The organism is Vibrio neptunius (genome assembly GCF_000967495.1).
Lineage (GTDB): Bacteria > Pseudomonadota > Gammaproteobacteria > Enterobacterales > Vibrionaceae > Vibrio > Vibrio neptunius.
Window position 1 is genome coordinate 1 of sequence record NZ_JXXU01000050.1, and the last position, 23,199, is coordinate 23,199.

Annotated in this window: 28 protein-coding genes; 12 read left to right on the forward strand and 16 right to left on the reverse strand. The window is 47.8% G+C overall.

Annotated elements, in window-relative coordinates; translation table 11 throughout:
- From rsxC to flgA, 7 genes are all read right to left on the reverse strand, one after another.
- Nucleotides 1-1,970, reverse strand: a 1,970-nt coding sequence (gene rsxC / locus TW84_RS18240; protein WP_045977056.1) for an electron transport complex subunit RsxC, incomplete at its 3' end; no start/stop codon positions are given.
- Between the two features lie 8 nt (nucleotides 1,971-1,978).
- Complete coding sequence (gene rsxB, locus TW84_RS18245) at nucleotides 1,979-2,563, reverse strand: electron transport complex subunit RsxB (protein ID WP_045977057.1); 585 nt, start codon at nucleotides 2,561-2,563, stop codon at nucleotides 1,979-1,981.
- On the reverse strand, nucleotides 2,563-3,144 hold the full coding sequence (gene rsxA / locus TW84_RS18250) for an electron transport complex subunit RsxA (RefSeq protein WP_045977058.1): 582 nt from the start codon (nucleotides 3,142-3,144) through the stop codon (nucleotides 2,563-2,565). Before rsxA ends, rsxB begins: the two co-directional genes overlap by 1 nt.
- A gap of 268 nt (nucleotides 3,145-3,412) precedes the next feature.
- Nucleotides 3,413-4,105, reverse strand: a complete 693-nt coding sequence (locus TW84_RS18255) for a lytic transglycosylase domain-containing protein (protein WP_052707939.1) — start codon at nucleotides 4,103-4,105, stop codon at nucleotides 3,413-3,415.
- Entirely contained in the window at nucleotides 4,102-4,545 is a 444-nt protein-coding gene (gene flgN, locus TW84_RS18260) for a flagellar protein FlgN (protein ID WP_045977059.1), read from the reverse strand. The genes TW84_RS18255 and flgN overlap by 4 nt, the downstream gene beginning before the upstream one ends.
- 18 nt (nucleotides 4,546-4,563) lie before the next feature.
- On the reverse strand, nucleotides 4,564-4,845 hold the full coding sequence (flgM, locus tag TW84_RS18265; RefSeq protein ID WP_045977060.1) for a flagellar biosynthesis anti-sigma factor FlgM: 282 nt from the start codon (nucleotides 4,843-4,845) through the stop codon (nucleotides 4,564-4,566).
- A 149-nt stretch (nucleotides 4,846-4,994) separates the two neighbouring features.
- Complete coding sequence (gene flgA, locus TW84_RS18270; RefSeq protein ID WP_045977061.1) at nucleotides 4,995-5,792, reverse strand: flagellar basal body P-ring formation chaperone FlgA; 798 nt, start codon at nucleotides 5,790-5,792, stop codon at nucleotides 4,995-4,997.
- A gap of 78 nt (nucleotides 5,793-5,870) precedes the next feature.
- Between flgA and flgB the strand changes: the two genes are divergently transcribed.
- From flgB to TW84_RS18330, 12 genes are all read left to right on the forward strand, one after another.
- Nucleotides 5,871-6,233 (forward strand): flagellar basal body rod protein FlgB, encoded by a 363-nt coding sequence (gene flgB, locus TW84_RS18275; protein WP_045977062.1) that lies wholly within the window; start codon nucleotides 5,871-5,873, stop codon nucleotides 6,231-6,233.
- Nucleotides 6,234-6,235: 2 nt separating this feature from the next.
- Nucleotides 6,236-6,670 (forward strand): flagellar basal body rod protein FlgC, encoded by a 435-nt coding sequence (flgC, locus tag TW84_RS18280; protein WP_045977063.1) that lies wholly within the window; start codon nucleotides 6,236-6,238, stop codon nucleotides 6,668-6,670.
- On the forward strand, nucleotides 6,670-7,350 hold the full coding sequence (gene flgD, locus TW84_RS18285; protein WP_045977064.1) for a flagellar hook assembly protein FlgD: 681 nt from the start codon (nucleotides 6,670-6,672) through the stop codon (nucleotides 7,348-7,350). Before flgC ends, flgD begins: the two co-directional genes overlap by 1 nt.
- 25 nt (nucleotides 7,351-7,375) lie before the next feature.
- Nucleotides 7,376-8,572: a flagellar hook protein FlgE gene (gene flgE, locus TW84_RS18290; RefSeq protein WP_045977065.1), complete on the forward strand. Its 1,197-nt coding sequence runs from the start codon at nucleotides 7,376-7,378 to the stop codon at nucleotides 8,570-8,572.
- Between the two features lie 11 nt (nucleotides 8,573-8,583).
- Entirely contained in the window at nucleotides 8,584-9,315 is a 732-nt protein-coding gene (gene flgF, locus TW84_RS18295; protein WP_045977066.1) for a flagellar basal-body rod protein FlgF, read from the forward strand.
- Nucleotides 9,316-9,337: 22 nt separating this feature from the next.
- Entirely contained in the window at nucleotides 9,338-10,123 is a 786-nt protein-coding gene (flgG, locus tag TW84_RS18300) for a flagellar basal-body rod protein FlgG (RefSeq protein WP_045977067.1), read from the forward strand.
- A gap of 25 nt (nucleotides 10,124-10,148) precedes the next feature.
- On the forward strand, nucleotides 10,149-10,820 hold the full coding sequence (flgH, locus tag TW84_RS18305; RefSeq protein WP_045977068.1) for a flagellar basal body L-ring protein FlgH: 672 nt from the start codon (nucleotides 10,149-10,151) through the stop codon (nucleotides 10,818-10,820).
- A gap of 113 nt (nucleotides 10,821-10,933) precedes the next feature.
- A complete protein-coding gene (locus tag TW84_RS18310) occupies nucleotides 10,934-12,031 on the forward strand; it encodes a flagellar basal body P-ring protein FlgI (protein WP_045977083.1) in 1,098 nt (365 codons plus the stop codon).
- A 9-nt stretch (nucleotides 12,032-12,040) separates the two neighbouring features.
- Nucleotides 12,041-12,586, forward strand: coding sequence for a rod-binding protein (locus TW84_RS18315; protein ID WP_045977069.1), 546 nt, complete (start codon nucleotides 12,041-12,043; stop codon nucleotides 12,584-12,586).
- Nucleotides 12,587-13,960, forward strand: coding sequence for a flagellar hook-associated protein FlgK (flgK, locus tag TW84_RS18320; RefSeq protein ID WP_045977070.1), 1,374 nt, complete (start codon nucleotides 12,587-12,589; stop codon nucleotides 13,958-13,960).
- Between the two features lie 15 nt (nucleotides 13,961-13,975).
- A complete protein-coding gene (gene flgL, locus TW84_RS18325; RefSeq protein ID WP_045977071.1) occupies nucleotides 13,976-14,872 on the forward strand; it encodes a flagellar hook-associated protein FlgL in 897 nt (298 codons plus the stop codon).
- Nucleotides 14,873-14,889: 17 nt separating this feature from the next.
- Complete coding sequence (locus TW84_RS18330) at nucleotides 14,890-15,933, forward strand: hypothetical protein (protein WP_045977072.1); 1,044 nt, start codon at nucleotides 14,890-14,892, stop codon at nucleotides 15,931-15,933.
- A gap of 132 nt (nucleotides 15,934-16,065) precedes the next feature.
- Here the strand turns inward: TW84_RS18330 and TW84_RS18335 are convergent, their stop codons facing one another.
- The 9 genes from TW84_RS18335 to fliD are packed head-to-tail and all read right to left on the reverse strand — an operon-like array spanning nucleotide 16,066 to nucleotide 22,570.
- Complete coding sequence (locus tag TW84_RS18335) at nucleotides 16,066-16,353, reverse strand: hypothetical protein (protein WP_045977073.1); 288 nt, start codon at nucleotides 16,351-16,353, stop codon at nucleotides 16,066-16,068.
- A gap of 48 nt (nucleotides 16,354-16,401) precedes the next feature.
- Complete coding sequence (locus TW84_RS18340; protein WP_045977074.1) at nucleotides 16,402-17,394, reverse strand: flagellar motor protein MotB; 993 nt, start codon at nucleotides 17,392-17,394, stop codon at nucleotides 16,402-16,404.
- Nucleotides 17,394-18,251, reverse strand: a complete 858-nt coding sequence (gene motA / locus TW84_RS18345) for a flagellar motor stator protein MotA (protein ID WP_045977075.1) — start codon at nucleotides 18,249-18,251, stop codon at nucleotides 17,394-17,396. The genes TW84_RS18340 and motA overlap by 1 nt, the downstream gene beginning before the upstream one ends.
- 9 nt (nucleotides 18,252-18,260) lie before the next feature.
- Nucleotides 18,261-18,989, reverse strand: a complete 729-nt coding sequence (locus TW84_RS18350) for a FliA/WhiG family RNA polymerase sigma factor (protein WP_045977076.1) — start codon at nucleotides 18,987-18,989, stop codon at nucleotides 18,261-18,263.
- 12 nt (nucleotides 18,990-19,001) lie between these two features.
- Complete coding sequence (locus TW84_RS18355) at nucleotides 19,002-19,499, reverse strand: flagellar basal body-associated FliL family protein (RefSeq protein ID WP_045977077.1); 498 nt, start codon at nucleotides 19,497-19,499, stop codon at nucleotides 19,002-19,004.
- A 14-nt stretch (nucleotides 19,500-19,513) separates the two neighbouring features.
- Nucleotides 19,514-20,518, reverse strand: coding sequence for a flagellar hook-length control protein FliK (locus TW84_RS18360; RefSeq protein ID WP_045977078.1), 1,005 nt, complete (start codon nucleotides 20,516-20,518; stop codon nucleotides 19,514-19,516).
- Nucleotides 20,519-20,520: 2 nt separating this feature from the next.
- Nucleotides 20,521-20,835, reverse strand: a complete 315-nt coding sequence (locus TW84_RS18365; RefSeq protein ID WP_045977079.1) for a hypothetical protein — start codon at nucleotides 20,833-20,835, stop codon at nucleotides 20,521-20,523.
- Entirely contained in the window at nucleotides 20,819-21,205 is a 387-nt protein-coding gene (fliS, locus tag TW84_RS18370) for a flagellar export chaperone FliS (RefSeq protein ID WP_045977080.1), read from the reverse strand. Before fliS ends, TW84_RS18365 begins: the two co-directional genes overlap by 17 nt.
- Nucleotides 21,206-21,226: 21 nt before the next feature.
- Nucleotides 21,227-22,570, reverse strand: a complete 1,344-nt coding sequence (gene fliD / locus TW84_RS18375; protein ID WP_045977081.1) for a flagellar filament capping protein FliD — start codon at nucleotides 22,568-22,570, stop codon at nucleotides 21,227-21,229.
- Nucleotides 22,571-23,199: the final 629 nt, after the last annotated feature.

The following is a 23,199-nucleotide window of genomic DNA, read 5'->3' on the forward strand; positions in this document are numbered from 1 at the left end:
GCAGCAACCGCAGCTTTCTTCGGATCCTCTCCGGCTTCAGCGTTTTCAGGCTCAGCGGTGACGGATTCTGGTTTACCTTCTTGCTGCGCCTTACGAGCTTTAGCACGAGCAATGGCAGCGGCGACGGAAGCCTTTTTCTCTGCAGTTGCTGAATCAGTACCGCTATCCTGTTGAGCGGCTTTTTTCGCTTTAGCGCGCGCAATCGCTGCTGCAACCGCGTCTTTCTTATCATCGGATGATGTGGCTGACGAAGATTCCTGGGTCTTTTGAGCTCTTTTCTCTCTGGCCTGGCGTTTGCGTTCTTCACGCAGTTTTGCCATCTCAGAGTTGTCCGGCTCTGTATCACCAGCTTGCATTGCAGCCGCTTGCTTGGCTTTGGCTTTGGCGATGGCGGCCGCTACCGCTGGCTTAATTGCGGGTTGATCCGATTTTGATTCCGATTTTTGCTTTTTTACGCGCGCAATCGCAGCGGCAATAGCATCATCGCCGCCGGTTTTCTTCATATCTTTACGACGTTCATCTGCCGCTTTTTTGAAGCGGTTCTCTCGTTCTGCTTTATCACGCTCAAGCCGCGCTTTTCTCTCTTCAAAGCGGACTTTAGCACGCTCAGCAGCCTCGGACTCTTCTTTGCGCGTGCGAATCTCTGCTTTGGCTTGACGGTAGTATTGCACCAGTGGGATTTCACTAGGGCAGACAAAGGCACAAGCACCACATTCAATACAGTCTTTCAGGTTGAGTTCTTCACACTTGTCGTATTCTGCTGCTTTTGCATGCCATTGAAGCTGTTGAGGAAGTAGTGAAGCCGGGCAGACCTCAGCACATTGACCGCATCGAATACATGCCATTTCATACTGATCGGGTGAAATCTCTTTACGAGTTGGAGCGAGAATGCAGTTCGATGTTTTGGTAATGGGGACGTTGGCATGGGGAAGCGTAAAGCCCATCATGGGGCCTCCCATGATTAGGCGAGGCAACTTCTTATCGGCTTTGTAGCCAAACTCGTCGAGCAACGATTGAACAGGTGTACCAATCAGTGCGATCACATTTCTCGGCTGTTTAAAGGTATCTCCGGTTAGAGTAACGATGCGCTCTACCAAAGGTTCACCGTCACAAACAGCTCGCTTAATGGCTTGCAGCGAACCAACATTCTGCACCATTACCCCAATCTCTGCAGGAATACCGTTTGCTGGTACCTCTTTATTAGTCAATATCTTGATCAGTTGCTTCTCACCACCCGATGGGTACTTGGTGGGAATCACGCGGATAACGATATCTTTGTGCTGTGCGGCTTGTTCTAACGCTTTGATAGCTTGAGGCTTATTATCCTCAATACCGATAATGGTCAGTTTAGGTTTTAAGATGTGTTCTACAATCTCGATACCTTTAATAACTTCGTCGGCATTTTCTTGCATCAACATGTCATCGGCGGTGATGTAAGGTTCACATTCCGCCGCGTTAACAATCAGTATCTCTGTCCGTGCCAAGCCTGCTTGGATTTTTTTCGCGGTAGGAAAGCCTGCTCCGCCCATACCTGAAACGCCAGCCTGACGAATAATTTCAATCAACTCATCAGGTGTACGTTGGGTAAAGTCGCTGTTGGTGTAACGTTTAATCCAACGATCTTTGTTATCAGGAGCGATGACAATACAAGTTTCTGCTAGGCCCGATGGGTGAGCAGTGGTGCGAGACTCAATCGCTGTGATTTTACCAGATGTTGGTGCATGAACTGGCAGCATGAAGCTAGTGTCGTACTTGGTCAATGCTTGACCTTTAAGTACCATGTCGCCAACTTCTACGGTTATCTTACCTGGTTTACCAATGTGTTGTTTCACTGGCAGAACGATTTCTTGTGGAATACTCGCTCTGGCAATCTCGCTTTTTATCGACTGTTTTTTGTTTTCAGGTGGGTGTACGCCCCCCGGGAAATCCCAAAGTGCGCCTGATTTAATTTGTTCTATGAGTGACAGCATACCAGTCCTTAATTCACGCGATTCTGCTGCTTGGCAGAATTGGTAACATCAACAACAGGAATGGCGTCCAGTTGCCACTTCCAGCTCGCTGTAGTGGTTTCTACAGGAATCATTTCAATACAGTCTGTTGGGCAAGGTGCGACACACAAATCACACCCGGTGCATTCGTCTTTGATCACCGTGTGGAGAGCTTTAGTACCGCCAACGATCGCGTCAACGGGACAAGCCTGAATGCACTTAGTACAGCCAATGCACATGTCTTCATGAATAAATGCGACGGTTTTGACATTGTCATCCAGATCGTGTGCTGAGTCTGTGACCTCGACGCCCATAAGATCGGCCAGTTTCTCGATGGTTGCCTGACCGCCAGGAGGGCACTTGTTGATCTCGTCGCCATTCGCAATCGCTTCGGCATAAGGGCGACACCCCGGGTAGCCGCACTGACCACATTGGGTTTGAGGTAAAATATTATCAATTTGGTCGACGACCGGATCCGCTTCAACTTTAAAGCGGATCGAGGCAAATCCTAATATGGCGCCAAACAGTGCAGCAAGTGCTGCTAGGGCCAGTACAGCAATAAGAATAGCGCTCATTACAATTTCACCAGTCCAGTAAAGCCCATGAATGCTAGCGACATCAGTCCGGCGGTGATCATAGCGATTGACGCCCCTTTAAATGGCGCAGGTACATCGGCCGCTGCGATACGCTCACGCATAGAGGCGAAGAGGATAAGAACCAGTGAGAAACCGACCGCTGCACCAAATCCATAAATGATAGATTCGATGAAATTGTGGTTTTCGTTGATGTTAAGCAGGGCGACACCTAAAACCGCACAGTTGGTTGTGATCAGCGGTAGGAAAATCCCCAGCAGGCGATAGAGCGTCGGACTGGTTTTGTGCACCACCATTTCGGTGAACTGAACCACAACGGCAATAACGAGAATAAAGCTCATGGTACGCAAATATTCCAGTCCCAAAGGCTCTAGAACGTAACTTTCCACCAGATACGAGCACACCGAGGCTAGGGTCAGGACAAACGTGGTTGCCAACCCCATTCCGATTGCTGTTTCCAGCTTCTTGGAAACACCCATGAATGGACATAGGCCCAAAAACTTCACCAGTACAAAGTTGTTGACCAGCACAGTGCCGACCAGCAACAAAAGATATTCGGTCATAATTATATATTTAAGAGATTCCGATCCCGATATTATCCTGCTTTGCTGAGTCAATAACAACCAACGAAAGCTAGGGTTTTGTATTGTTAAATAAAAATTATACGGGATATTCCCGTTATCGGGAGCAAATTCGAGTCTAAATCTGTAAAAACTCTGGTTATGTAGCGATACGCATAGAGCAGCAGAGTATTAATATGAGTGTGTTAATAGCTTATGAGAATAAGTCTCTGTACTGGTTCGATAAAGCGCTGGGTCAGCGACAGAGTTTTTATAAGGTGATCAGGGGTGGTAGCGGAGATAAATCGATGAGCGGTGAATGATTCGATTCACCGAATAAAAACAGAGGATTAGGCGGCTTGCCTAGGAGTTTCTCTAACTGAATCAAGTTGAGTAGTGCATAAAATCGATGCACATATTGAGTCGTTTCAGCAGGGAGTTTGAGTGATGAAAACGCTTTACTACCAGATTTTTTGATCGCCCGAGATACTCGGCCTTCACCTGCATTATATGCGGCAATGGTGAGAGCTAAATCGTCAAACTTATTGTGCAAAAATGCTAAATATTCGATGGCCACCTTTGTACTGGCTTGAATGTCAAATCGCTGATCTTGATTTGCGTCGACTTTAAGGCCGAAGCGCTGTGCTGTGGCGGGCATCAGTTGCCATAGACCTGCTGCGTTGGCGTGAGAAACAGCATTTGGATCGAAGGAAGACTCTAGCATGGGCAACAGCACCAACTGCGATGGCAAAGATTGAGATGACAACTGCTTGGCGATGTCATCAATCAATGCTCGGTTCAGCACCAACCGTTGTTCAATGTGTTTTTTATAGGGCGTAAGCACCGCTAGCTCCTGCCCATATTCAGTCGGCAGAGGTGCAGCGTTTAGAGGGTACAAAGGACAAAGAAAGGGCGACAAAAACAGGCACAATGCTGGTTTCCAAAGACTGCGATGATGGATCATTTCAGCAGTGGCTGCTCTTCGTAGGTATGCTGTCTTGGTTGAGTAATGTGGCACATTAGCTCATGAAAACTGGCAGAGCTCTGGCCGTTCTCTTGATTGAGTGCTTGGCAGTGTTTTACCAGAGATTCTAACTCGCGCCATTGTGAATGAACTTTGTTCGACAATGAAGTCGGCAATGCAGAAAAAAGCTTATTCATGCCGCCTTGATCGCGAGTAAGCCGCAATGCAGTCATTGTTTGACTGCGTTCTTTGGCATGCTGACCAAGCTTGTTAAGTAATGGTTTCTGCTGGGCAAGATTTTGATTAAGCTTCGCTGCATCGAAACACAGATACAGCGATTTTTGCTCTTGTAAAAGCATGGCTAATTGGCGATATGACTTTATATCTTCACCTATGGAGGTGAGAAAGCGCTGAATCATACGCGAGGTTTCAGATGCCATAATGAACTCCAGTCCGCACTATTCGTGACCAGTATGAAATTGAAGGACCGCTTGTGATAACGCCTTGGTGTCGAGTGCTAGCTCACCTTTTACCAGCGCGTTGCGTACTTGCTCCACCTTTTCCATATCCACATTTGGTAGCGACTGCATTTCTGCTTGTGCTTTATCTATCGCAGCAGTGTTGGTATTGACCATAGCTTCAGAAATCGCTTGCGCAGTCGAAGGCTCTGCGGGTTTCTTGGAAGATTGATTTAGATTGGTGTGAGGGACGTGCCCACCTGCAACTTTGTCGATTTTCATTAATGGGTTCCTTAATCATCGTGGTTACAGGTTCAATGCGACCATGCTGCTCGAAACATTAAGTCAACATAATCACTTTTTATATCTACCTGAAATCATTGTCTCTTTACGAGTAGTAAAGCGCGAAAATGATAACCTGAGTCCAAAAATCAGAACTGGGTTTGTACCTGGTTGAGTCCAGTGACAACAGCCTTAATGACTTTGCCAGAAGAACTGTTCTTTACGTCGATCTGTTCACCACGCGTGCCCGGTTCTAGGGCGACCCCTTTTGTGGACGCCGTAAACCCATCTTTAGTCGCAGTAATCACAACTTGATTACCTTTGATGACCAAAGGTGGGGACTCGAGCTTTCTCGGGTCCAATATCTGCCCTGAGCGTATGCGCCTAGACGCGAGCATACCAGAAACTTGTGAGATCTGAGTGAAGAAATCTTGCTCTCGGCTTAAGGTTCTGGTTTCAAGCTTAAGGTTCATGGGAGAAATAGCTTGGTCTCGATTGATGCCTGCCTGGGTGACCACCACTGGGAGTGTTAGCGCTGATTTTATGGTCACATTGATGCGCCATGTCACCGACGGCGCATCGCAGTCAACCGAGCGTTTAAGGTTGCCTACAGGGAGTGTTTTGTTATCGATACCCGAAATACTCAATGGTCTAGGGCACATAGGCAGGTGTTCAGCTGCCGTTGGAGTACGAATATCATAATCGAGTTGATAGTCTTGCCATTGACGCTGATCCGCTTGAATCTGAACTTGTTGTTTAAAATTGCTCTCAACCGCCTGAAGAATGACCTGCTTGGTAGCGATCTTTTCACTGCTCAATACGGTTGGACTGCAAAGCATCATACTGACGAGTAACCCCCAGTTTAGAGGGGAAGTAATTCGGTTCCCCTCACTTTTTTTGATTTCCGTAAAGCGGAAATTGCCTTTCCTTGCTTTTTTGTAAGTCATTGATTTTATTGTTTATTTTTTATGGCATGCATCTTGTCTTATTCATCCTTATTCGAGCCAACTTAAAAGGAAAGAGACATGGCAATTTCATTTGAAAATGCGTTGGGTGTTCACCCTGATGCGTTGAACTTTAGAGTTCAGCGTACCAAAGTCCTTGCCAGTAACCTAGCAAATGTTGATACCCCTGGGTATCTGGCTAAGGACCTGAGTTTTACCACTGCAATGAATCAGTTATCACCTCATGGTGTGAACAAGTCCGTACCACAGCTGAAGGTGTCATCTATGTACTCGATTCCGTACCAGAACAGCAAAGATGGCAACACAGTTGAACTGGGGGTTGAACAAGGCAAATTCACACAAAACAACATGGACTTTCAGACCAGCCTGACCTTTTTGAACATGAAGTTTCAGGGACTGGCGAAAGTGATAGAGGGACGTTAAACATGTCATTTACCGATATTTACTCGATTGCTGGCTCAGCAATGAATGCGCAGACAGTACGCTTGAATACGGTCGCGAGTAACCTTGCTAACGCAGATGCTGTCTCGGCCAACCCAGATGACGCGTACAAGGCCTTGAAACCCGTGTTTGCCACCGTGTACAGCAAAACCGAGTTATCTGCGAGTAAAGAGAGTTACCCGAACGCTGAAGTGAGAATTGTGGATGTGATCCAAAGTTCAGGTCAGGCAGAAAAACGCTTTGAACCAAGTAACCCGCTTGCGAATGACGAGGGGTACGTTTACTACCCTGATATCGATGTTGTATCTGAAATGGCAGATATGATGTCTGCAACCCGCAGCTTCGAGACTAATGTAGAAGTACTGAGCAACGTAAAAAGCATGCAGCAAGGTTTGCTTAAATTAGGGCAGGGCAGCTAATGAGCATCGCTTCTTATAATGCTTTGTCTTCTGACACGCCAGTGAACTCAGGGGCAAATACAACATCAGTGACAGGCAACCCACAAGATGCCAATAGCGCGACGTCATTGGAAAATGAATTTATCAGCTTGATGGTGGCACAAATTCAGAATCAGGATCCGCTCAACCCACTTGATGGCACTGAGTATGTCAGTCAATTGGCACAGTTCTCCCAAGTACAAAGTACAGAGAACATGGCTTCAATGATGCAAAACAGCATGGTATTGCTCGATAACATGCAAGTACTGTCAACGGCTGGCTTGGTGGGGCAGACGGTTTATGTGTCTGGCAATGAGTTTGAAATGAATGATACCGCTCAAGGCGGAAAAATAGAGCTTGAGCATCCCTCAAGCCAAGTCACTTTAGTCGTGACGGATGAGTTCGGTCAGGCGAAAAAAGTGCCTTTAGGCGCCCATCCCGCAGGTGACGTCGATTTTAGTATCCATCCTGAAGAGTTGGGTCTTAAACCCGGAAAATACACAGTATCTGTTCAGGTTCAGGAGGGGCAGTCTGCTCCAAATATTCTTTTAGCCGGCCAGGTTGAGCAAGTTCGTATCCCAAGCTCAGGCGGCGCAGCGTTTGTTAACATCGAAGGTGTTGGCAGCGTACCTTTCTATGAAATCACTCAGTTTGGTGCTTAACCAATAAGGAAGACAGAGGTTAGTTATGAGTTTTAATATTGCCCTAAGCGGCCTTGATGCGACCAACACAGAGCTGAATACCATCAGCCACAATATTGCCAACGCATCGACCTATGGATTTAAAGGAGCACGTACTGAGTTTGCGGCAGTGTACAACGGCATGCAACCCGGTGGCGTAGAAGTTGCCTCTATTTCTCAGAACTTTGAGAAAAACGGTTCAGTTAGCGGAACTGGTCGAGCAATGGATCTGGCAATCAATGGTAACGGCTTCTTTGTGACTAAAGACAGTGCTGGCCAAATGCTGTACACACGCTCAGGTGTATTCGGTACTGATAAAGACAATTATGTCGTTGGTAACACGGGCGCGAAATTGCAAGGTTACAGCGTAGACGGCAACAATAACCTGCTCACAGGTGCAACGGGAGACATTAAAATCTCGACGTCTTCTTTGGCAGCCAAAGCCACAGATAAAATGGAGTTCATTGCCAATCTGGATGCAAAGAATCCGGTCATCGACCAGACGGTGAATCCGTTTGATCCGGGCAATAATAATTCATTTAACTCTTCCTACACGACAAAAGTTTACGACTCGCAAGGTAAGCCACACACGGTGACCCAGTACTTCACCAAAACGGCTGACAACACATGGGAAGTGAACGTGCAGGTTGACGGTGGAGTGGGTGCGGTTTCAACGGTCGCGATGACGTTCAACCCAGATGGCTCTATTGCCACTCCGACAGGCGCTTACAACGTTTCGTTCCCAGCGGCGGGCGCTAACCCAATGAGTATTGATATAGACCTGTCAGGCAGCACGCAATTTGGTACAGGTTTTGGTGTCAGCACTAACAACCCGAATGGCTACACATCGGGAGAATTGACGGGCGTTCGTGTTGAAGATAATGGCATGGTTTACGCTACCTACACTAACGGTCAGTCTCAGTTACAAGGCCAAGTTGTACTGGCGGATTTTGCCAACCCACAAGGCCTTTCAAAAGTCAGCGGTACTGCCTGGACTCAAAGTTTCAGTTCAGGTGCCCCCGTATTGGGAGTACCAGGTTCAGGCACGTTAGGTGATCTTTCACCAGGCGCGCTAGAAGGGTCTAACGTCGATCTGACCAGCGAGCTGGTTAACCTGATGACGGCGCAGCGCAACTATCAGGCGAATGCAAAAACCATTTCGACCAACGACAAACTGACTCAGGCGTTGTTTAACGCAATTTAACGGAGCCTGATATGGACAGTTTGTTATTCACCGCAACGTCTGGCGCAAGCCGAGTACTTAAAGCTCAGCATGTGCGCTCAAATAACCTATCCAATGCCGATACTGCGGGTTTTCGTGCTGATATGGAACGTGTGTCAAGCATCCCACTTCAGGGCGCGGGCTTTGACGGTCGCACCATGGTCGTTACCAACTCGGCGTCTACGCGTTTTGATGAAGGCGATATCGTTAAAACCGGCCGTGCATTGGATGTCGCTGTGATGGGGGACGGTTATCTGACGGTGCAGACCGCAGAAGGTCAGGAAGCGTATACCCGCGCCGGTAACATCAAAGTTGACTCCTTTGGTGCTTTGTCTGTTAACGGGTTTGCGGTTGTCGGTGAAGGAGGCCCTTTGGTTCTTCCCGATTATCAGAAAGTTGAAATTAGCGAACGTGGTCGTATTTCTGTCGTGCCTCCAGGGGGAGGCGCTGAGCTTGAAGTGGGGACCTTAAAGCTGGTTAAGCCGGAAACTAGCCAACTGGAGAAACAGAGCGACAGTTTGCTTCACAGCGTCGATGGCAACCCATTTGCGGCTGACCAAACCGTTCAGCTCGCACCTGAGCATATCGAAGGCAGCAACGTCTCTGCGATTGATGAACTGCTGAATGTGATGTCACTGACACGCAACTTTGAAATGCAAGTGCGGATGATGAAAACCGCAGAGACTTTGGCGCAAGCCGGTAACAAATTAATGTCGTCACGCTAAGCGCGGCGAAAGGAGTAAAAAAATGCACTCAGCTTTATGGGTAAGTAAAACGGGTATGGCCGCTCAAGACACCAAAATGACCGCCATCTCCAACAATCTAGCCAACGTCAATACGGTTGGTTTTAAACGTGATCGAGTAGTGTTTGAAGACCTGTTTTACAGTATTCAACGCCAACCCGGCTCGCAGGTGGATGAAGTCAATCAACTGCCATCAGGTGTACAGTTAGGCAGTGGTGTTCGAGTAGTGGGCACACAGAAAGTGTTTACTCAGGGTAATACGCAAAACACCAGTCAGGAACTTGACCTTGCTGTAATGGGGCAAGGCTTCTTCCAGATCGAAAACTCAGACGGCCAGCTCATGTACACTCGCAATGGCCAGTTTCATGTTAATTCAGAAGGCTTGATGGTCAATAGCCAAGGCCTACCGCTGGAACCACAAATCCAGATACCAGAGAACGCTTTGTCTGTGTCTGTTGGCACAGATGGCACGGTATCAGCAACGACAGCGGACAGCACCACACCACAATCTCTGGGTCAAATCACCTTAGCGAAATTCATCAACCCAGCCGGCCTCGAAGCGGTGGGAGGTAACTTGTTCCGCGAAACAGAAGCAAGTGGTCAAGCGGATGAGTTGACAGCTGGAATTGATGGTGTCGGCAGTATCAAACAAGGCGCTTTAGAAGGTTCAAACGTTCAGGTCGTCGAGGAAATGGTTGACATGATCACCACTCAGCGAGCTTACGAGATGAACGCTAAAGTCGTGTCAGCTGCTGATGACATGCTGAAGTTTGTCGCTCAATCAGTGTAATCGTTAAGTAATAAAGGAACAGGGAATGAAGGCATTATTGAGAGTTTGGCCTCTGGTTGTCATTTTGCTGGCTGGGTGCGCTGGTCGACAGGAGTTTACCCCTCCCGAGCCTGATGAAGAAAAATACGCGCCGCCTAAGCTGGACTATTCACTTCCAGCAGCCCAAAACGGCAGCCTTTATCGTCATCAATATTCCATGACCCTGTTTCAGGACAGGCGAGCATACCGTGTTGGCGACATGCTCACGGTGGTTCTCTCCGAAGAAACGGAATCAAGTAAAAAAGCCGACACCAAGTATGGAAAAAACTCGAGCGTCGGCTTTGCTACTCCGAGTCTGGGAGGTAAAACCATCGATGAGCTCGCCGCCAGTGTAGACGCTCAACGCGGTTTTGATGGTAGTGCTTCTAGCTCTCAGGGTAACAAGCTGGAGGGGGCTATCACCGTGACCGTTCATGAAGTGCTGCCTAATGGTGTATTGCGTATCAGCGGAGAGAAGTGGATTCGACTCAATCAGGGAGATGAGTTCATTCGCTTAACCGGCATTGTACGAGTTGATGATGTCAGCCGTAACAATCAGGTTTCATCCGCTCGAATCGGTGATGCGCGAATCACCTACTCAGGTCGAGGTACTTTGGCTGACAGCAATGCTGCTGGTTGGCTGAGCCAATTCTTTAACAGCCCTTGGATGCCGTTTTAATGAAACAGATAATGACTATGCTTACCGTCGCTTTTATTCCTCTTTCTCTGCGACGCCAGCGATTGAGCTCGACAAATCGAAACAGGGCTGGAGACCAACGATCTTCATTCCTGATGGCGATGATGCTGACGATGTTGTTGGGTACCGCCTTACCGACTCAAGCTGAAGTAGAAATCCCCATCATGGATCTCGTTGATGTTCAGGGTATTCGTGAAAACCAGTTAGTGGGTTACGGTTTGGTCGTTGGCCTCGACGGACAGGGTGACCGCAATCAGGTCAAGTTTACTGCGCAATCCATCACCAATATGCTGCGACAATTTGGTGTCCAAATCGACGACAAAACGAATCCTAAACTACGCAATGTTGCTTCAGTGAGCGTCACTGCGACAGTTGAGCCGATGGCAGGGGCAGGCCAGACGCTGAATGTGGTGGTGTCATCCATTGGCGACGCAAAGAGTTTGCGAGGGGGCACCTTGTTGCTGACACCGCTGCGCGGTATCGATGGTGAGGTTTACGCTGTCGCTCAAGGTAACGTGGTGGTAGGCGGTGTGTCTGCTGAAGGCAAAAGCGGTTCTAAAATTGTGATCAATACGCCAACCTCGGGCCGTATTCCTGGTGGGGCGACATTGGAGCGAGAAGTGCCCAATGACTTTGCAGAACAAGATAACGTGGTGCTGAATTTGAGAAAGCCCAGCTTTACAACGGCTAAGAATATCGCACGTGAGATCAACAACATTTTCGGGCCGAAAGTCGCTGTGGCTAAGAATAACGTGCGCATTAGCGTCAAAGCGCCGAAGGACACTCAACAACGTGTTGTCATGATGTCGATGCTGGAAGAGATCAGTGTCGAGGAAGGGCGCAAGCCTGCGCGCATCGTTTTCAACTCTCGAACCGGTACCGTTGTCATCGGCAAAAGTGTCAAGGTCAGTGAAGCCGCGGTAAGCCATGGCAACTTAACAGTGACCATTGCCGAATCACAACAGGTGAGCCAGCCAAACGCGTTTGCTGACGGTGAAACCAAAGTGGTCGATCAATCGTTATTAGATGTCAGTGAAGAACAGGCGCAAATGGTGATTTGGCCTCCGGGAACTGAGCTTAATACCATCGTTAGTGCAGTAAACAGTTTAGGGGCGACACCAACGGATTTGATGTCGATTCTGCAAGCCTTGCATGAAGCTGGGGCACTAAATGCAGAGCTGGTAGTGATTTAAGGAGTCTTTATGAAATTTGACGGACTGAATGAGCGGTCACAAATGAACTCGGTGCTTTATCACGATAACAGTGCCTTGATGAACATAAAGAATAGCAACGAACAAGGGGCCGCACTGGAAACGGTAGCGGGCCAGTTTGAAGCGATGTTTTTACAAATGGTACTGCGCCAGATGCGCAGTAGTAGCGATGTGTTGGCTGATGAAGACAGTCCTTTTTCCAGTCAGCAACAGGGCGTTTTTCGCGATATGTATGATGGTCAGCTTGCGATTGAAATGGCGAAGAAACAACATTCTGGTATTTCAGAAATGTTGATCAAACAGCTCAGCCCTTCGATTTCAGAGGTGGCTTTTGACACCAATGCCTCAAGCGTGTCCGCGAATGACAATTTTAGTGAGGTGGAAGCAAGCTCACACGCTGAAGCTTCTTCAGCGTCTAATTCGGCACCCGCACTTCATTCTACTCAGGAATCGGTCGCCTCAGTTAGACAAATGATGGGAGAAGTCAGTGCAACAACAGCCTTCGCCCAACCATTGATTCGAAAAATGGAGCTGTAAATGAATCTCGTCAATATTGCCCTCTCAGGCCTTAATGCGAATCGCGTGGCACTGGATGTCACAGCGCAGAACGTCTCCAACATCAATACGCCTGGATACAGTCGTCAACAAGCCTTGATGGCTTCGGTTGGTGGCACTAAACACGACAAGCTAAATCCAGGACTGGGTGTTGAAGTTACGAGTATCCGTCGGGTAACGGATGATTTTTTGGTTAAGCAGACTTGGGAAACAAACAGTCTTTCCGCTTACGCAACTAGTTACACCGGTAAGATGAGTCAACTCGAAAATACACTCGGTGCTGACGGATTCAGTCTCTCTGCGGGTCTGGATACGCTATTTTCTGCCCTTAATGATGCGACAGTGAAACCGGAATCTGTGCCTTACCGCCAGCAAATCATTAATGAATCAGAAGCACTTTCACGTCGATTTAATACGCTCACCGAATCTCTTTCTCACCAACATAAAGACGTGAACGATCAGCGCAATGCCGCCATTGCTCATGCCAATAGCTTGATGAGTAATATTGCTGACGTGAACAAGCAGCTGGTGGAAATGCAAGGTACCGGAGGGAATCCGGCTAAGTTAATGGACACGCGTGACACGTTAATTGGTGAGTTATCTAAGGTCGTCGATGTGAAAACAACGTCACAAAGCGATGGTAGCTTACAAGTCACGCTATCTTCTGGACAACCATTGGTCATGGGGACTGATGCTGCTGAGCTCATTGCCATGCCTGATCCAAGCGATCCTTACCTCGCTCAACTCCATGTTGAGTTTGGTACGCAAAGTTTTGCGATTACAGACACTCCGGGCGGGCAGATTGGTGCTTTGTCGGACTATCAGACAGACGTATTAAAGCCATACTGCACTGCGATTGATGATATGGCAAAAGCGTTGGCCGATGAGTTCAATGCCTTGCTAGTCGCTGGTCATGACCTTAATGGCAATACGGGTAAGCCTTTGTTCAGTTATGACCCTGCCAACCCAGCGGCTAGCCTGACGATCACCGATATGAAACCAGAGGAACTGGCTTTGTCCGGTGACGGTAACCCAGGTAACGCTGACATATTGGACGGCTTGATTGCGGTCAGCAATAAAAACGTGTCGATTAGTGGCTTTGGCTCAGTGACATTGAATGATGCCTTTGCTGCCATTGTCGGTGAAACGGCGATCAAAGCGCGTCAGGCTGATGCAGATTATCAGGCAAAACTCTCGATGAGCGAGCAAGCGAAGGCTGCCCGAGACAACGTCAGTGCGGTAAGCCGTGATGAAGAAGCGGCAAATCTGATGACATTTGCCAACGCTCATAACGCCAACATGAAAGTGATCAGCACAGCAAACCAGCTGTTTGATTCCGTTCTTCAGTTATTTTAATTACAGGGAAATCAGATGAGAATTAGTGATACTCAATTCAGTCAGATGATGCTGCGAAGCTTGCAGATCAATAACGCCGGACTTGGACAAGTTATGCAACAGATGTCCACTGGTGAGCGTCTGACCAAATTATCTGATGACCCTATGGCATCAGTACAATTGCTCAATTTAGAACGTGAAGGCTCGGCCATTTCTCAGTACAAGACCAATATTTCTAATGTAAAGACGGCCTTGTCCAATCAGGAAGTTCAACTTGATTCCGTGAATGAAAGCCTGAAGAAAATGAACGAACGAGTTCTATGGGGCGCAAACGGTACCTTAACCGAAGCCGAACGTACAGGCATTATCAGCGAACTTGAAAGTCTGCGTTCTGCCGTCGCTTCAGCGTTTAACGCGCAGGATGAAGAAGGTCGTTACTTATTCTCCGGCACCAAAACGGACACCGCGGCTTTGTCGAATGCAAGTGGCAGTTACGTCATGCAAGGTAACAGCGATAAACGTATGGTCACTGTAGCGAAAGGCGTGACGATGGAAGCGAATATGACCGCGCAAGAAATCCTAGACCTTGGCGGCAACAATGTTCTCAACGAACTTGATGCATTGATTTCGGAGTTCAAATCACCCACACCAGCGTTTCGGACTGCAGTTGAATCGACGCTCGGTGCTATCGAAGCGACATCGAATAACGTGTTGTCTGCAATGACTGAAATCGGTGGTCGCCATAATAACCTCGATTTGATGGCTAGTGCCCACGGTGAGAACAAGTTATTTGTTGATAAGATCAGCAGTGATCTCTCAGCTCTAGATTATGGTGAAGCTTCAGTTCGCTTGAGCAATTACATGGCGGCGCTGCAAGCGACTCAAGCGAGCTACGTTAAGATTAACGATCTCAACTTATTCGACCGCATTTAACAATCAGGAATCAAAATATGGTAATGAGCATGGTTGAGGTTCGCCCCCACAACGTCAAGTTGACGGGGCATGACAGAGCTTCTATTTCTCCCCCTCGCTCTTCGGAGACTCATGGTGATATCGGGCAGCGCAAACTGGCTGCCCGCAATCAAACACCAGCATCGTATTCGGTGTCTGGTGTTTTGCTTACTCAGGGGCAGCAAAACGCGACCTCAGTGCAGATAGCGACACGTTCCTTACAAGCCATTGGTGTCGAGTTGGCCAAGATAAAACAAGGCCTGACTCGGGCCATGAACCTCGGTGCGAACCAGGTTTCAGGTTTGCAAGAAGGTTTGGCGGGCTCGAAAGCGAACATAGAGCGCGTTATCGACAATGCACGCTTTGACGGCAATAAAGTGATCGACAATGAGTTGAAACTTAAGCTTGAGAAAGCCGATATGCGCCGTTTTTCCATTCCCGGACTCAACATCCATCGCTTGAGTGACAAAGCGGAGCAAATTCGCTTAGATTTCCCTCAGGGCCACTCCGTGATGGTTCAGTTTGATGGACAGTCTGAGGGCAAGCAGACTGTTAAAATGCTAGATCGAAGTCTTATTCCTCTGGGACTTAGAGCGTCATTGTCTGAGGACGGTACTATTTTGTTTGAATCCTCTGAGAAAGCCTATCAGCAGATGCAACAAAAGGTCATGGTGACAGGCCAGGGTTATCGCTTTCCAGCCGGGCAATCTAATGTGATGACACTCAAAGCGGAGCCAGAAGGCATCGCGGAGCTGAGCTTTGATTTGAGCTCTCGAGAAGGCGTTAAACAGACCATTGCCAAAGTAAACAAGCATTTTCGTCAAGTACAGATAGGGCTTGAGCAGGCAAATGCGATCGGCTCTGAATTGACGATGCAAATGCAAACACTCCACAAGCAGTCTTCGGTGATTTCTGCTCACCAAGTCCAAGATAAACTTAAACTATTTGACGACAACTCTGGCCAGTTTTCCACCGCCTTTATGGCACTTAATGCTCAGGCTAACGTAAAGCGCCACTCTGTGGTTGCGTTGATGAGAAGTTAAGGCGAAAGCCTAGTTAAACCCTTTGTTCCATTTTCGCTCGTTTGGCTCTTCATTGATTGAAGAGCATTTTTTTTGCCTAAAGGAAAGTAGAGTCAGAGGAGAAATAACAAAGAGGGGCGACAAAAAATAGGGTCAGACAAGAAAGAAGAAGTATAGGAAGCAGACGAACGCCAGCAACGTTGCTGACAATGTTGGGTAAATAATGTAGGAGTCGCGCTTGTCAGTGCGTTGAAAGCAGAGGGAGGTCAAAAGGACATTATAGATCAGCAACAAAGTACTGATCGCCGTGCCTCCGTTCAAAGTCAGGTTGAAGAGCTGAATGAGAAACAAAGAAAGCAACACGTAGTCGATGACAATCAGCCACATAAAGGCTTTTTGTAATCCATCTTTTTTGGCGTGTCTGACCGAATATTGAGGCATGAGATTTTTCGTTTGAGTTAGCAGGCGCTATAAAAGCGCCTGATGGGGTTAAAGTTGCTGAAGCTTTGGCTTCGAAGGCGTTTGGGTGTCTGAAAACTTGATGACTTCCTGGCGAATCACCGGCTGATTAAATTCCGCTTTCTGCTTGGCTTTTTGCAATTCGCTTTCCGCGTTATTGCCAAAAAACGTTTCTAACACTTTGGCGGCGGGTGTAGTCAGGATAAACAGTTCGATACGTCGGTTCTCACTGGATTCCGGCTCGGCACCATTGAGTAAGGCACGATCAGACATCCCTGTAACTTGTAACACACGATCATCTGGCATCCCTCCGGCAACCAGAGTATGCCTAGCCACATTGGCACGTGATGCAGAGAGCGCCCAGTTTGAACCACGTTCGGCATGACCTTTAAAGCGGGTAGAGTCGGTATGACCACTGATGATCAATGGATTCTCTACACGTTTAAAGACAGGCGCTAGCGCAAGAAGCAGATCTTCGAAGAAAGGTGTCAACTCCGACCCACCACGACCAAACATATGCTGCTTATAGTCGTCCTGAAGCACAATCCGCAGACCTTGTGGCGTAACCGTCACGTTCACATTTCCTTGAGCACTGATTTGTCGAACCGCTTCCTTAATGACTTTCGCTAAGGCTGCCAGTCGCTCCTGAGTGTCGAATGTTCCGGGGATCAGTGAGTCTGTTTCCGGACCTTCACCGTCTCCCTGAAAGAATGAACTGACCACATGGTTCGAATCATGTCGACTGGTGACAGAAGAGTTTGCAGCCAAATCAATCGGAGAAATACTTTGTGAAGTATCAAACGGATTCCCGTAGCTCTTATCAAACACACTTGCACTTTGAAGGTGAGCAACAATCGCTTTTCGCTCTTCCTTGTCGACAATCTGCATCACCCATAAGACCAAAAACAGCGCCATAAGGGCGATCATGAAATCAGCGAAAGCGACTTTCCAGGCACCTCCGTGAAATTCATTGTCATCAACGGTTTTTGTTCGTTTGAACACCACCTGCTCTTGTCTTTGCATTATGCCTCCTGCTCAGCGAGCCATTTCTCCATCTGATTGAATGTCGGTTTAATGTCTAGCTGGATATGCTTACGGCCAGCATCAATAGCAAGTAAGGTTGGTTTTTTCGCAACATAAGCAACTAGCGTTGCCCTGACGCACTCAAATGCTGTCATGTTGCGCTTCACGCGTTGGGCCATTGCATTGCTGAGTGGATCAAGACAGCAGTAACAACCAAAGATACCAACGAATGTTCCAACCAGAGCCGCTGCTACGTGGTAGCCCACGAGTGCGATTGAGCCATCAATCGCCTGCATCGTAATGATGATGCCGCCGACGGCTGCCAGGATACCAAAGCCTGGTAATGCTTCTGCGGTTCTCTGCATCGAGCGAGAAGGAAGTAGCATTTCGGTTTGAATAGCTTCGATTTCTTGTTCCAGTAAACCTTCTAACTCGTGAGGCGACATCTGGCCCATGGCCATTAAACGCATGTTGTCTGTCACGAACGAAATGAGGCGATAATCTGAGCCAACTTTCGGGTAGGCGAGAAAAATCGAACTCTGATCTGGAGCTTCGATGTGAGAATCAAGAAACTTAAAACCTCTGCTGCGTGCTGTTTCAAGTAGGTTATTCAGCAGAGCCATCAGCTCCATGTAATATTCATATTCTTCGCGCGGTGCAGAGATGGTGGCACGAACTTGGTGACGCATTTCTTTAAGCACTTGCGGTGGGTTACCGATGATCAGAGAACCGGCCGCAGCACCAATAATGATCAGAAATTCAGCGGGTTGCCAGATAGCGCCAAGCTTGCCACCGGCCCACATATACCCGCCAAAGACACACAGTAAAACGGTGATGGCTCCAAAAAACTTTTGCATTTGTGACTCCTAGGAGGATAAATATTGATTGAGTTGTTTGAGTGCCTGTTTGTGTAACTGACAAATCCTTGGAGGTGTCAGATCGAGCACTAAAGCGATTTCATGTAGGTTAAGTTCGTGTTGATAAAACAGCGTCAGTAGCAGCTGATCTCTTTTGGGTAGCTTATCCAGAGCAGCTTCAAGGCTACGTCGAGTCTGCTCATGGGACATGCCGTCATACACAGCGTCAGATTGAGCCTCGATACCATTCTCAATCAGTTGATCCAGACTTTGCATTTCCCCAGCCAGAGCCGCATTTTGTCGAGTAAGATAATCTTTTTCGTCCGTTCCTAATGCTTTGATAATTTCTGCATCAGTAGGCTGCCGGCCAAGAGAGCGCATAAGATCGCGCGTCACGTCATTCAGTTCATGCGCTTGCTGACGTGTTTTTCGTGACCGCCAGTCAAGTCGGCGTAACTCGTCCAATATCGATCCACGGATTCTGCACACGGCAAAAGCCGGGAAGTTGGGATCTTCAACATTGCCGTATCGGCGGCCTGCTTCCAGTAAGCCGATAAGGCCAATTTGCTGCATGTCTTCGATACTGCAATGCGGAGTGGCATGGGCTCTGAGTTGATTGACGATACGGTTGACCAACACCTTGTGCTGTTTGAGCAACTTGTTCTCATCGATAGGGATGGAAGGTGAACTGACTTCACCTTCTACACCGTATTCTTCCTGAAAATTCATATCCAACATGGGCCGTGTTCCTTATTGCACGACGTATTTCGTCAGTAAGACGTCATCGATATCACGAAGAATGTCGGTTTTGTCAAACGCGAGCAGTACCGCTTGTTTAACTTGATTCTGGAGCAGGTTCACGGTGCCTTCCTGATGCAGATCTTCGTAGGTTTTGTCACTAAAAAGCTTGAGTAACGAATTGCGTACTATCGGCATGTAATCATCAATATTCTTAATGCGTTCAGGACGGCGAGTCTCAATCGCGACTTCCAGCATCACGAAGTGGTTCTGGCGTTTACCTTTGACGCTGAGAACAATCTTTTCTAGCGAGTGAAAGCTAGGTGTCTGTGCTGGATGATGCTCCTCGGCAAGGAAGGCAAGAGGCGAATCTGCGAAAAAAGACTCGGAATGGCTACTGTTGCCTGATTGCTTTAAGACCCAGATCCCGCCGATTACCGTTGCTGCCGAAACTAAAGCACTGGTGAGGACCATCGCTGAAAATAACGCGATCAATTGTTGTTTTGTCATAACCCTATTCCTAATTATGCTTGTGTGCTGAGCCAATGCTCTGATGGTTCATTGGGACTATCTGAATTGGCAAACTCGCGACTATCGAAAATATGCGTGGTATGTTCGCCTTGATGAGAAGACTGGTTGTGCTCACTTTCTCCTGAGCCGACGTTGACGTCGACATGAACAAAGTTCTGGTCTTGCAACTCCGCTCTTAGCCTGTCAGATACCTGAAGCAAGGCTTCTCGTGTCGCCGCTGCATTGGCGTTGATCTGCACGTTGAGGCGATCACCATCAACACGAACCAGTAAGTCCAGCTTTCCGAGTTCTGGCGGATCGAGACGAATCTTGGCTTCTTGCATGCTTTGTTGTGCCTGAAGCGATACTCTGTCATGTAACACCTGCATCATTTGTTCGCCCCACTTAGCCGCATTGGTATCGATCTTGACGGCGGCCCACTCTGCGGTTTGAACTGTCGTTGCAGCAGGTGGCTGGTGAGAAACGTGAGACTGCGCTGACGCTTGTGTGGAGACTAAAGTTTGCAGAACATTCTGTACGGACGCACTCTGGCTGACCGGTGCGTCAATGTTTAAAGCAACGCTTGTCGGCTTCACCAATTGACTGGTGATATTTTGCGGCGTCATCTTCTCTGAAGAATGAGTCGCTGCTGGCATTGGTGCGGGGTCGAAGGACTGCACTCCGTTTACGACACGTTTTTGTTTCAGTTGCAGTAAAGCCAATGTATCCATGGTGGTCGACTGCGCGTTAAGTGGCTGCGGACTTTCCACCAATGACGTCGCTGGCACAGAAGTCATTTCAGCCTCTGACAGCGTTTCACTGTCAGACGTGAATGTTGCTACCGTATCTTCAGCGTTTGGTTGACCGCCACCCTGCATCGGAGTCGGATGAGCCATGAGAGCAAAGCCAGTGCTGTGCTCGTCAGGCTGACCAAAACCACGTGCTTTTTGGATCGTACCGTCAGCGGAAAACGACTCAGGTTTTTGACCTGTCATGGTTTGCAGTGAAGTTGTGTTCATTGCTAGTACTCCATGGTCATAGCAAGCTGGTAAGCTTTGGCGCGCTCGTGTTGAGAGTCGACCACATTAATTTCTGCTTCCAGTTCGTTGATGGCCTTATCCAGTGCGTCAAAAGCCTGCTTATGTACGGCCTTCACCTCAGTGATGACAGGCGCGAGCAGGGGATCTTTGAGATAAGGCTGATGAGTTTCGAGCAGGTCTCTCAAAAGAAGGTCATAGCGCTTTAGCCCTTGCCAGTCCTGAGTTTTTGTTGCGATTTGAATCCGTTTCGCCAAATGGCGGAATCGCTCTGGGGATACTTTATGCTTGCTGACCAAAATGCATCCACCCCTCGCGTATATTGTTCATCACATGTTCGACACTGGTGAGTTTATCCTGATTGTTTTGTACGCTTGCTTGATAAAGTTCAACCTGACAAAAGTCGTATAGTTGGTGAAGATTCGCCGCGATTTCGCCGCCATTATCTGCGTCTAGCGCGCTATCTAGACCTACTAATATATTCATGCATTTATTGATGCCTGCTCCCTTCTCGGCAAGACGACCTGAGGCCATGTGGCCACGAACTCGTTCGATTTCATTGAGCAAACCGTCGATCAGCATTACCACCAATTGATGTGGGTTTGCTGCGGCTGCCTGAGCATCTAGATCGACTTGTTGATAAGAGTTGTAGCCCGAATCCATTAACATAAAAACGTCTCCTGGTGACCGTTAACCAAACAGCGACATGGTTTGGTTCATCTGGCGCATAATTGTGTTCATTTGGGTAAATTGTTTGAGGTATCGGTCATATGCCATATCGTATTTACGTTCCAGCACGACCTGTTTGTCGCTGATGCGATCGATATTTTGCTTCAACGCATCTTTGCGAGATTTAAACAGACCAGAAGAGAACTGAAGATAAGGTTCGATGATGGTATCGATACTATCCAGTAGATTGCCATCTCCATTGAACATTGCCTCAAGTCCTTGGCTATTCTTGGTTTGGGCCTGTTCGAACTTGTCTGAATCCAGCGTCATTTTTCCGTTACGATCGAGCTCGATGCCGATCTGACTCAATCGAAGACCGCCGAAATCTCCTCGTACAACAGATTTCACCTGACTTTCGATCGCGCGCAGGGTAGGGTCACTCGCTAACACCGCTCGGGTGTTATTTTCCGTGTCTATTTTTGTGTACTCATCAACCGTAGACATCAAGCTGTTATAAGCGTCGATAAATTTGTTGACCTGCTCTTTTGTCGCGTCGTTGTCACCATCGACATTAAGCGTTAAAGGGGATTCGCCCGCCTGCTGAGCTTTGGTAACAGTGATGTCGAGACCGTCGATCGCATCGCTAAACGTGTTGCTACTGCCTTCGAGTTTTAGGCCATTGTCCTTTTCTCCCAACCAAACGATAGCGTTTTGTGCTGCGCTGATCTGTTTGAGTTTAGCCTTAGTGAAGGCATCCTCGAACCAGCTTTGCCCAGTCCCCGCCGCCGAGACCACTATCTCATTCGCCTCTCCAGTCTCTTCGCTAGAAAGCATGAAATGAGTTTGTCCATCCGAGCGAACTAAGGTCGCATTGACGCCGGGATTATTGGGATCGTTGTTGATGGCAGAAGTTAAGTCAGCCATGGTGGCTTTACCGTCTCCGTCACTGTCTAGTGTGGAGAGGTCTAGCGTCATGGTTTTACTATTGACTTCAAATGTTAGCGTGCCGGTCAGCGGCACTTCTGTCGTGGACTGTAGCGACGCAGGCATGCCAGTTGACACCTGATGTGTAGTGGCGACTTTTTCAACAAAAATCTGATAACTGCCCTTGAGAGCTTTGGAATCTGCGCTCGCGGTGAAGAACCCTTCACTCGACACGGTAGCGCTGTTTTTTATGATCCCTGATGTGCTGTTGTTCATTTCATTCACAGCAGTACGGAATTCACGCAATGCAGATTCGACTTTGCCAAGCGCATTCAGTTGAGATTGATACTGAGAGGATTGCTCGGTATAGCGTTGTTTGAACGACTGGACGTCAAAGGTAGCTAGTTGCTTTGCCATCGTTGCTGGATCAATTGAACTCATCAGAGTACTCCCTTGTCTTTTGTGTATGACCGTTGTGGTTCATACCATCATCATTCTGATTTGATTAGAGAAATAGCAAGATGAATGCCATAGGTTTAGCTCTTTTAAATCAAAGGTTTATGTATTCATTCTTGGTTTTGCGGAAGTGTGACTTCCCATCATGAGTTCCGCTGCTTCCTTGAATGAAACTCAGCTTTGCTCAAGGGTCTAAGGCGACCCAATGGTCGAGGTTGTTAAATGGAAATAGTGAGGTCATTGCCGCTTAAGCGAAAGGCTGTGCAACGTGTAGGTTGTGGTCTCATCGTGGTGTGGTGAGTAAAAAATATCATTGGTTTTTATGCAACCACAAACACTGATAACCCTTGTTTTTGGTTGGTTGATTTACCCCATTTGCCTGTTGTGAATTTATCCTAAATTAATGTGATCTCTATTCATGATCGATCAAAAAATGATCAATTTAATTCAGTTGTTTTTTAAATACTTTAATTTGATTTGGTGCCATTTATAGGTAATTGATCTATCTGTATGGCCCTTTTTGTGGTGATTTTATCGGTTTAGGTCAGTGGTTATGACAGTTTTTGTCCAGAACGGCTGATGGTAGGTTGAGAAGCAGTGGTTAACTTTCCTTC

Bases quoted from the DNA above. Each gene is read 5' to 3' on its own strand.
- TW84_RS18315 (WP_045977069.1), top strand. From the start codon at position 12,041: ATGAAATTTGACGGACTGAATGAGCGGTCACAAATGAACTCGGTGCTT.
- flgD (WP_045977064.1), top strand. From the start codon at position 6,670: ATGAGCATCGCTTCTTATAATGCTTTGTCTTCTGACACGCCAGTGAAC.
- flgL (WP_045977071.1), top strand. From the start codon at position 13,976: ATGAGAATTAGTGATACTCAATTCAGTCAGATGATGCTGCGAAGCTTG.
- flgK (WP_045977070.1), top strand. From the start codon at position 12,587: ATGAATCTCGTCAATATTGCCCTCTCAGGCCTTAATGCGAATCGCGTG.
- fliD (WP_045977081.1), bottom strand. From the start codon at position 22,570: ATGAGTTCAATTGATCCAGCAACGATGGCAAAGCAACTAGCTACCTTT.
- rsxA (WP_045977058.1), bottom strand. From the start codon at position 3,144: ATGACCGAATATCTTTTGTTGCTGGTCGGCACTGTGCTGGTCAACAAC.
- flgA (WP_045977061.1), bottom strand. From the start codon at position 5,792: ATGACTTACAAAAAAGCAAGGAAAGGCAATTTCCGCTTTACGGAAATC.
- flgN (WP_045977059.1), bottom strand. From the start codon at position 4,545: ATGGCATCTGAAACCTCGCGTATGATTCAGCGCTTTCTCACCTCCATA.
- flgC (WP_045977063.1), top strand. From the start codon at position 6,236: ATGTCATTTACCGATATTTACTCGATTGCTGGCTCAGCAATGAATGCG.
- TW84_RS18310 (WP_045977083.1), top strand. From the start codon at position 10,934: ATGGCGATGATGCTGACGATGTTGTTGGGTACCGCCTTACCGACTCAA.
- flgH (WP_045977068.1), top strand. From the start codon at position 10,149: ATGAAGGCATTATTGAGAGTTTGGCCTCTGGTTGTCATTTTGCTGGCT.
- flgG (WP_045977067.1), top strand. From the start codon at position 9,338: ATGCACTCAGCTTTATGGGTAAGTAAAACGGGTATGGCCGCTCAAGAC.
- flgE (WP_045977065.1), top strand. From the start codon at position 7,376: ATGAGTTTTAATATTGCCCTAAGCGGCCTTGATGCGACCAACACAGAG.
- TW84_RS18335 (WP_045977073.1), bottom strand. From the start codon at position 16,353: ATGCCTCAATATTCGGTCAGACACGCCAAAAAAGATGGATTACAAAAA.
- TW84_RS18350 (WP_045977076.1), bottom strand. From the start codon at position 18,989: ATGTTGGATATGAATTTTCAGGAAGAATACGGTGTAGAAGGTGAAGTC.
- TW84_RS18355 (WP_045977077.1), bottom strand. From the start codon at position 19,499: ATGACAAAACAACAATTGATCGCGTTATTTTCAGCGATGGTCCTCACC.
- TW84_RS18330 (WP_045977072.1), top strand. From the start codon at position 14,890: ATGGTAATGAGCATGGTTGAGGTTCGCCCCCACAACGTCAAGTTGACG.
- TW84_RS18360 (WP_045977078.1), bottom strand. From the start codon at position 20,518: ATGAACACAACTTCACTGCAAACCATGACAGGTCAAAAACCTGAGTCG.
- fliS (WP_045977080.1), bottom strand. From the start codon at position 21,205: ATGTTAATGGATTCGGGCTACAACTCTTATCAACAAGTCGATCTAGAT.
- flgM (WP_045977060.1), bottom strand. From the start codon at position 4,845: ATGAAAATCGACAAAGTTGCAGGTGGGCACGTCCCTCACACCAATCTA.
- rsxB (WP_045977057.1), bottom strand. From the start codon at position 2,563: ATGAGCGCTATTCTTATTGCTGTACTGGCCCTAGCAGCACTTGCTGCA.
- flgB (WP_045977062.1), top strand. From the start codon at position 5,871: ATGGCAATTTCATTTGAAAATGCGTTGGGTGTTCACCCTGATGCGTTG.
- TW84_RS18340 (WP_045977074.1), bottom strand. From the start codon at position 17,394: ATGCAAAGACAAGAGCAGGTGGTGTTCAAACGAACAAAAACCGTTGAT.
- TW84_RS18255 (WP_052707939.1), bottom strand. From the start codon at position 4,105: ATGATCCATCATCGCAGTCTTTGGAAACCAGCATTGTGCCTGTTTTTG.
- motA (WP_045977075.1), bottom strand. From the start codon at position 18,251: ATGCAAAAGTTTTTTGGAGCCATCACCGTTTTACTGTGTGTCTTTGGC.
- flgF (WP_045977066.1), top strand. From the start codon at position 8,584: ATGGACAGTTTGTTATTCACCGCAACGTCTGGCGCAAGCCGAGTACTT.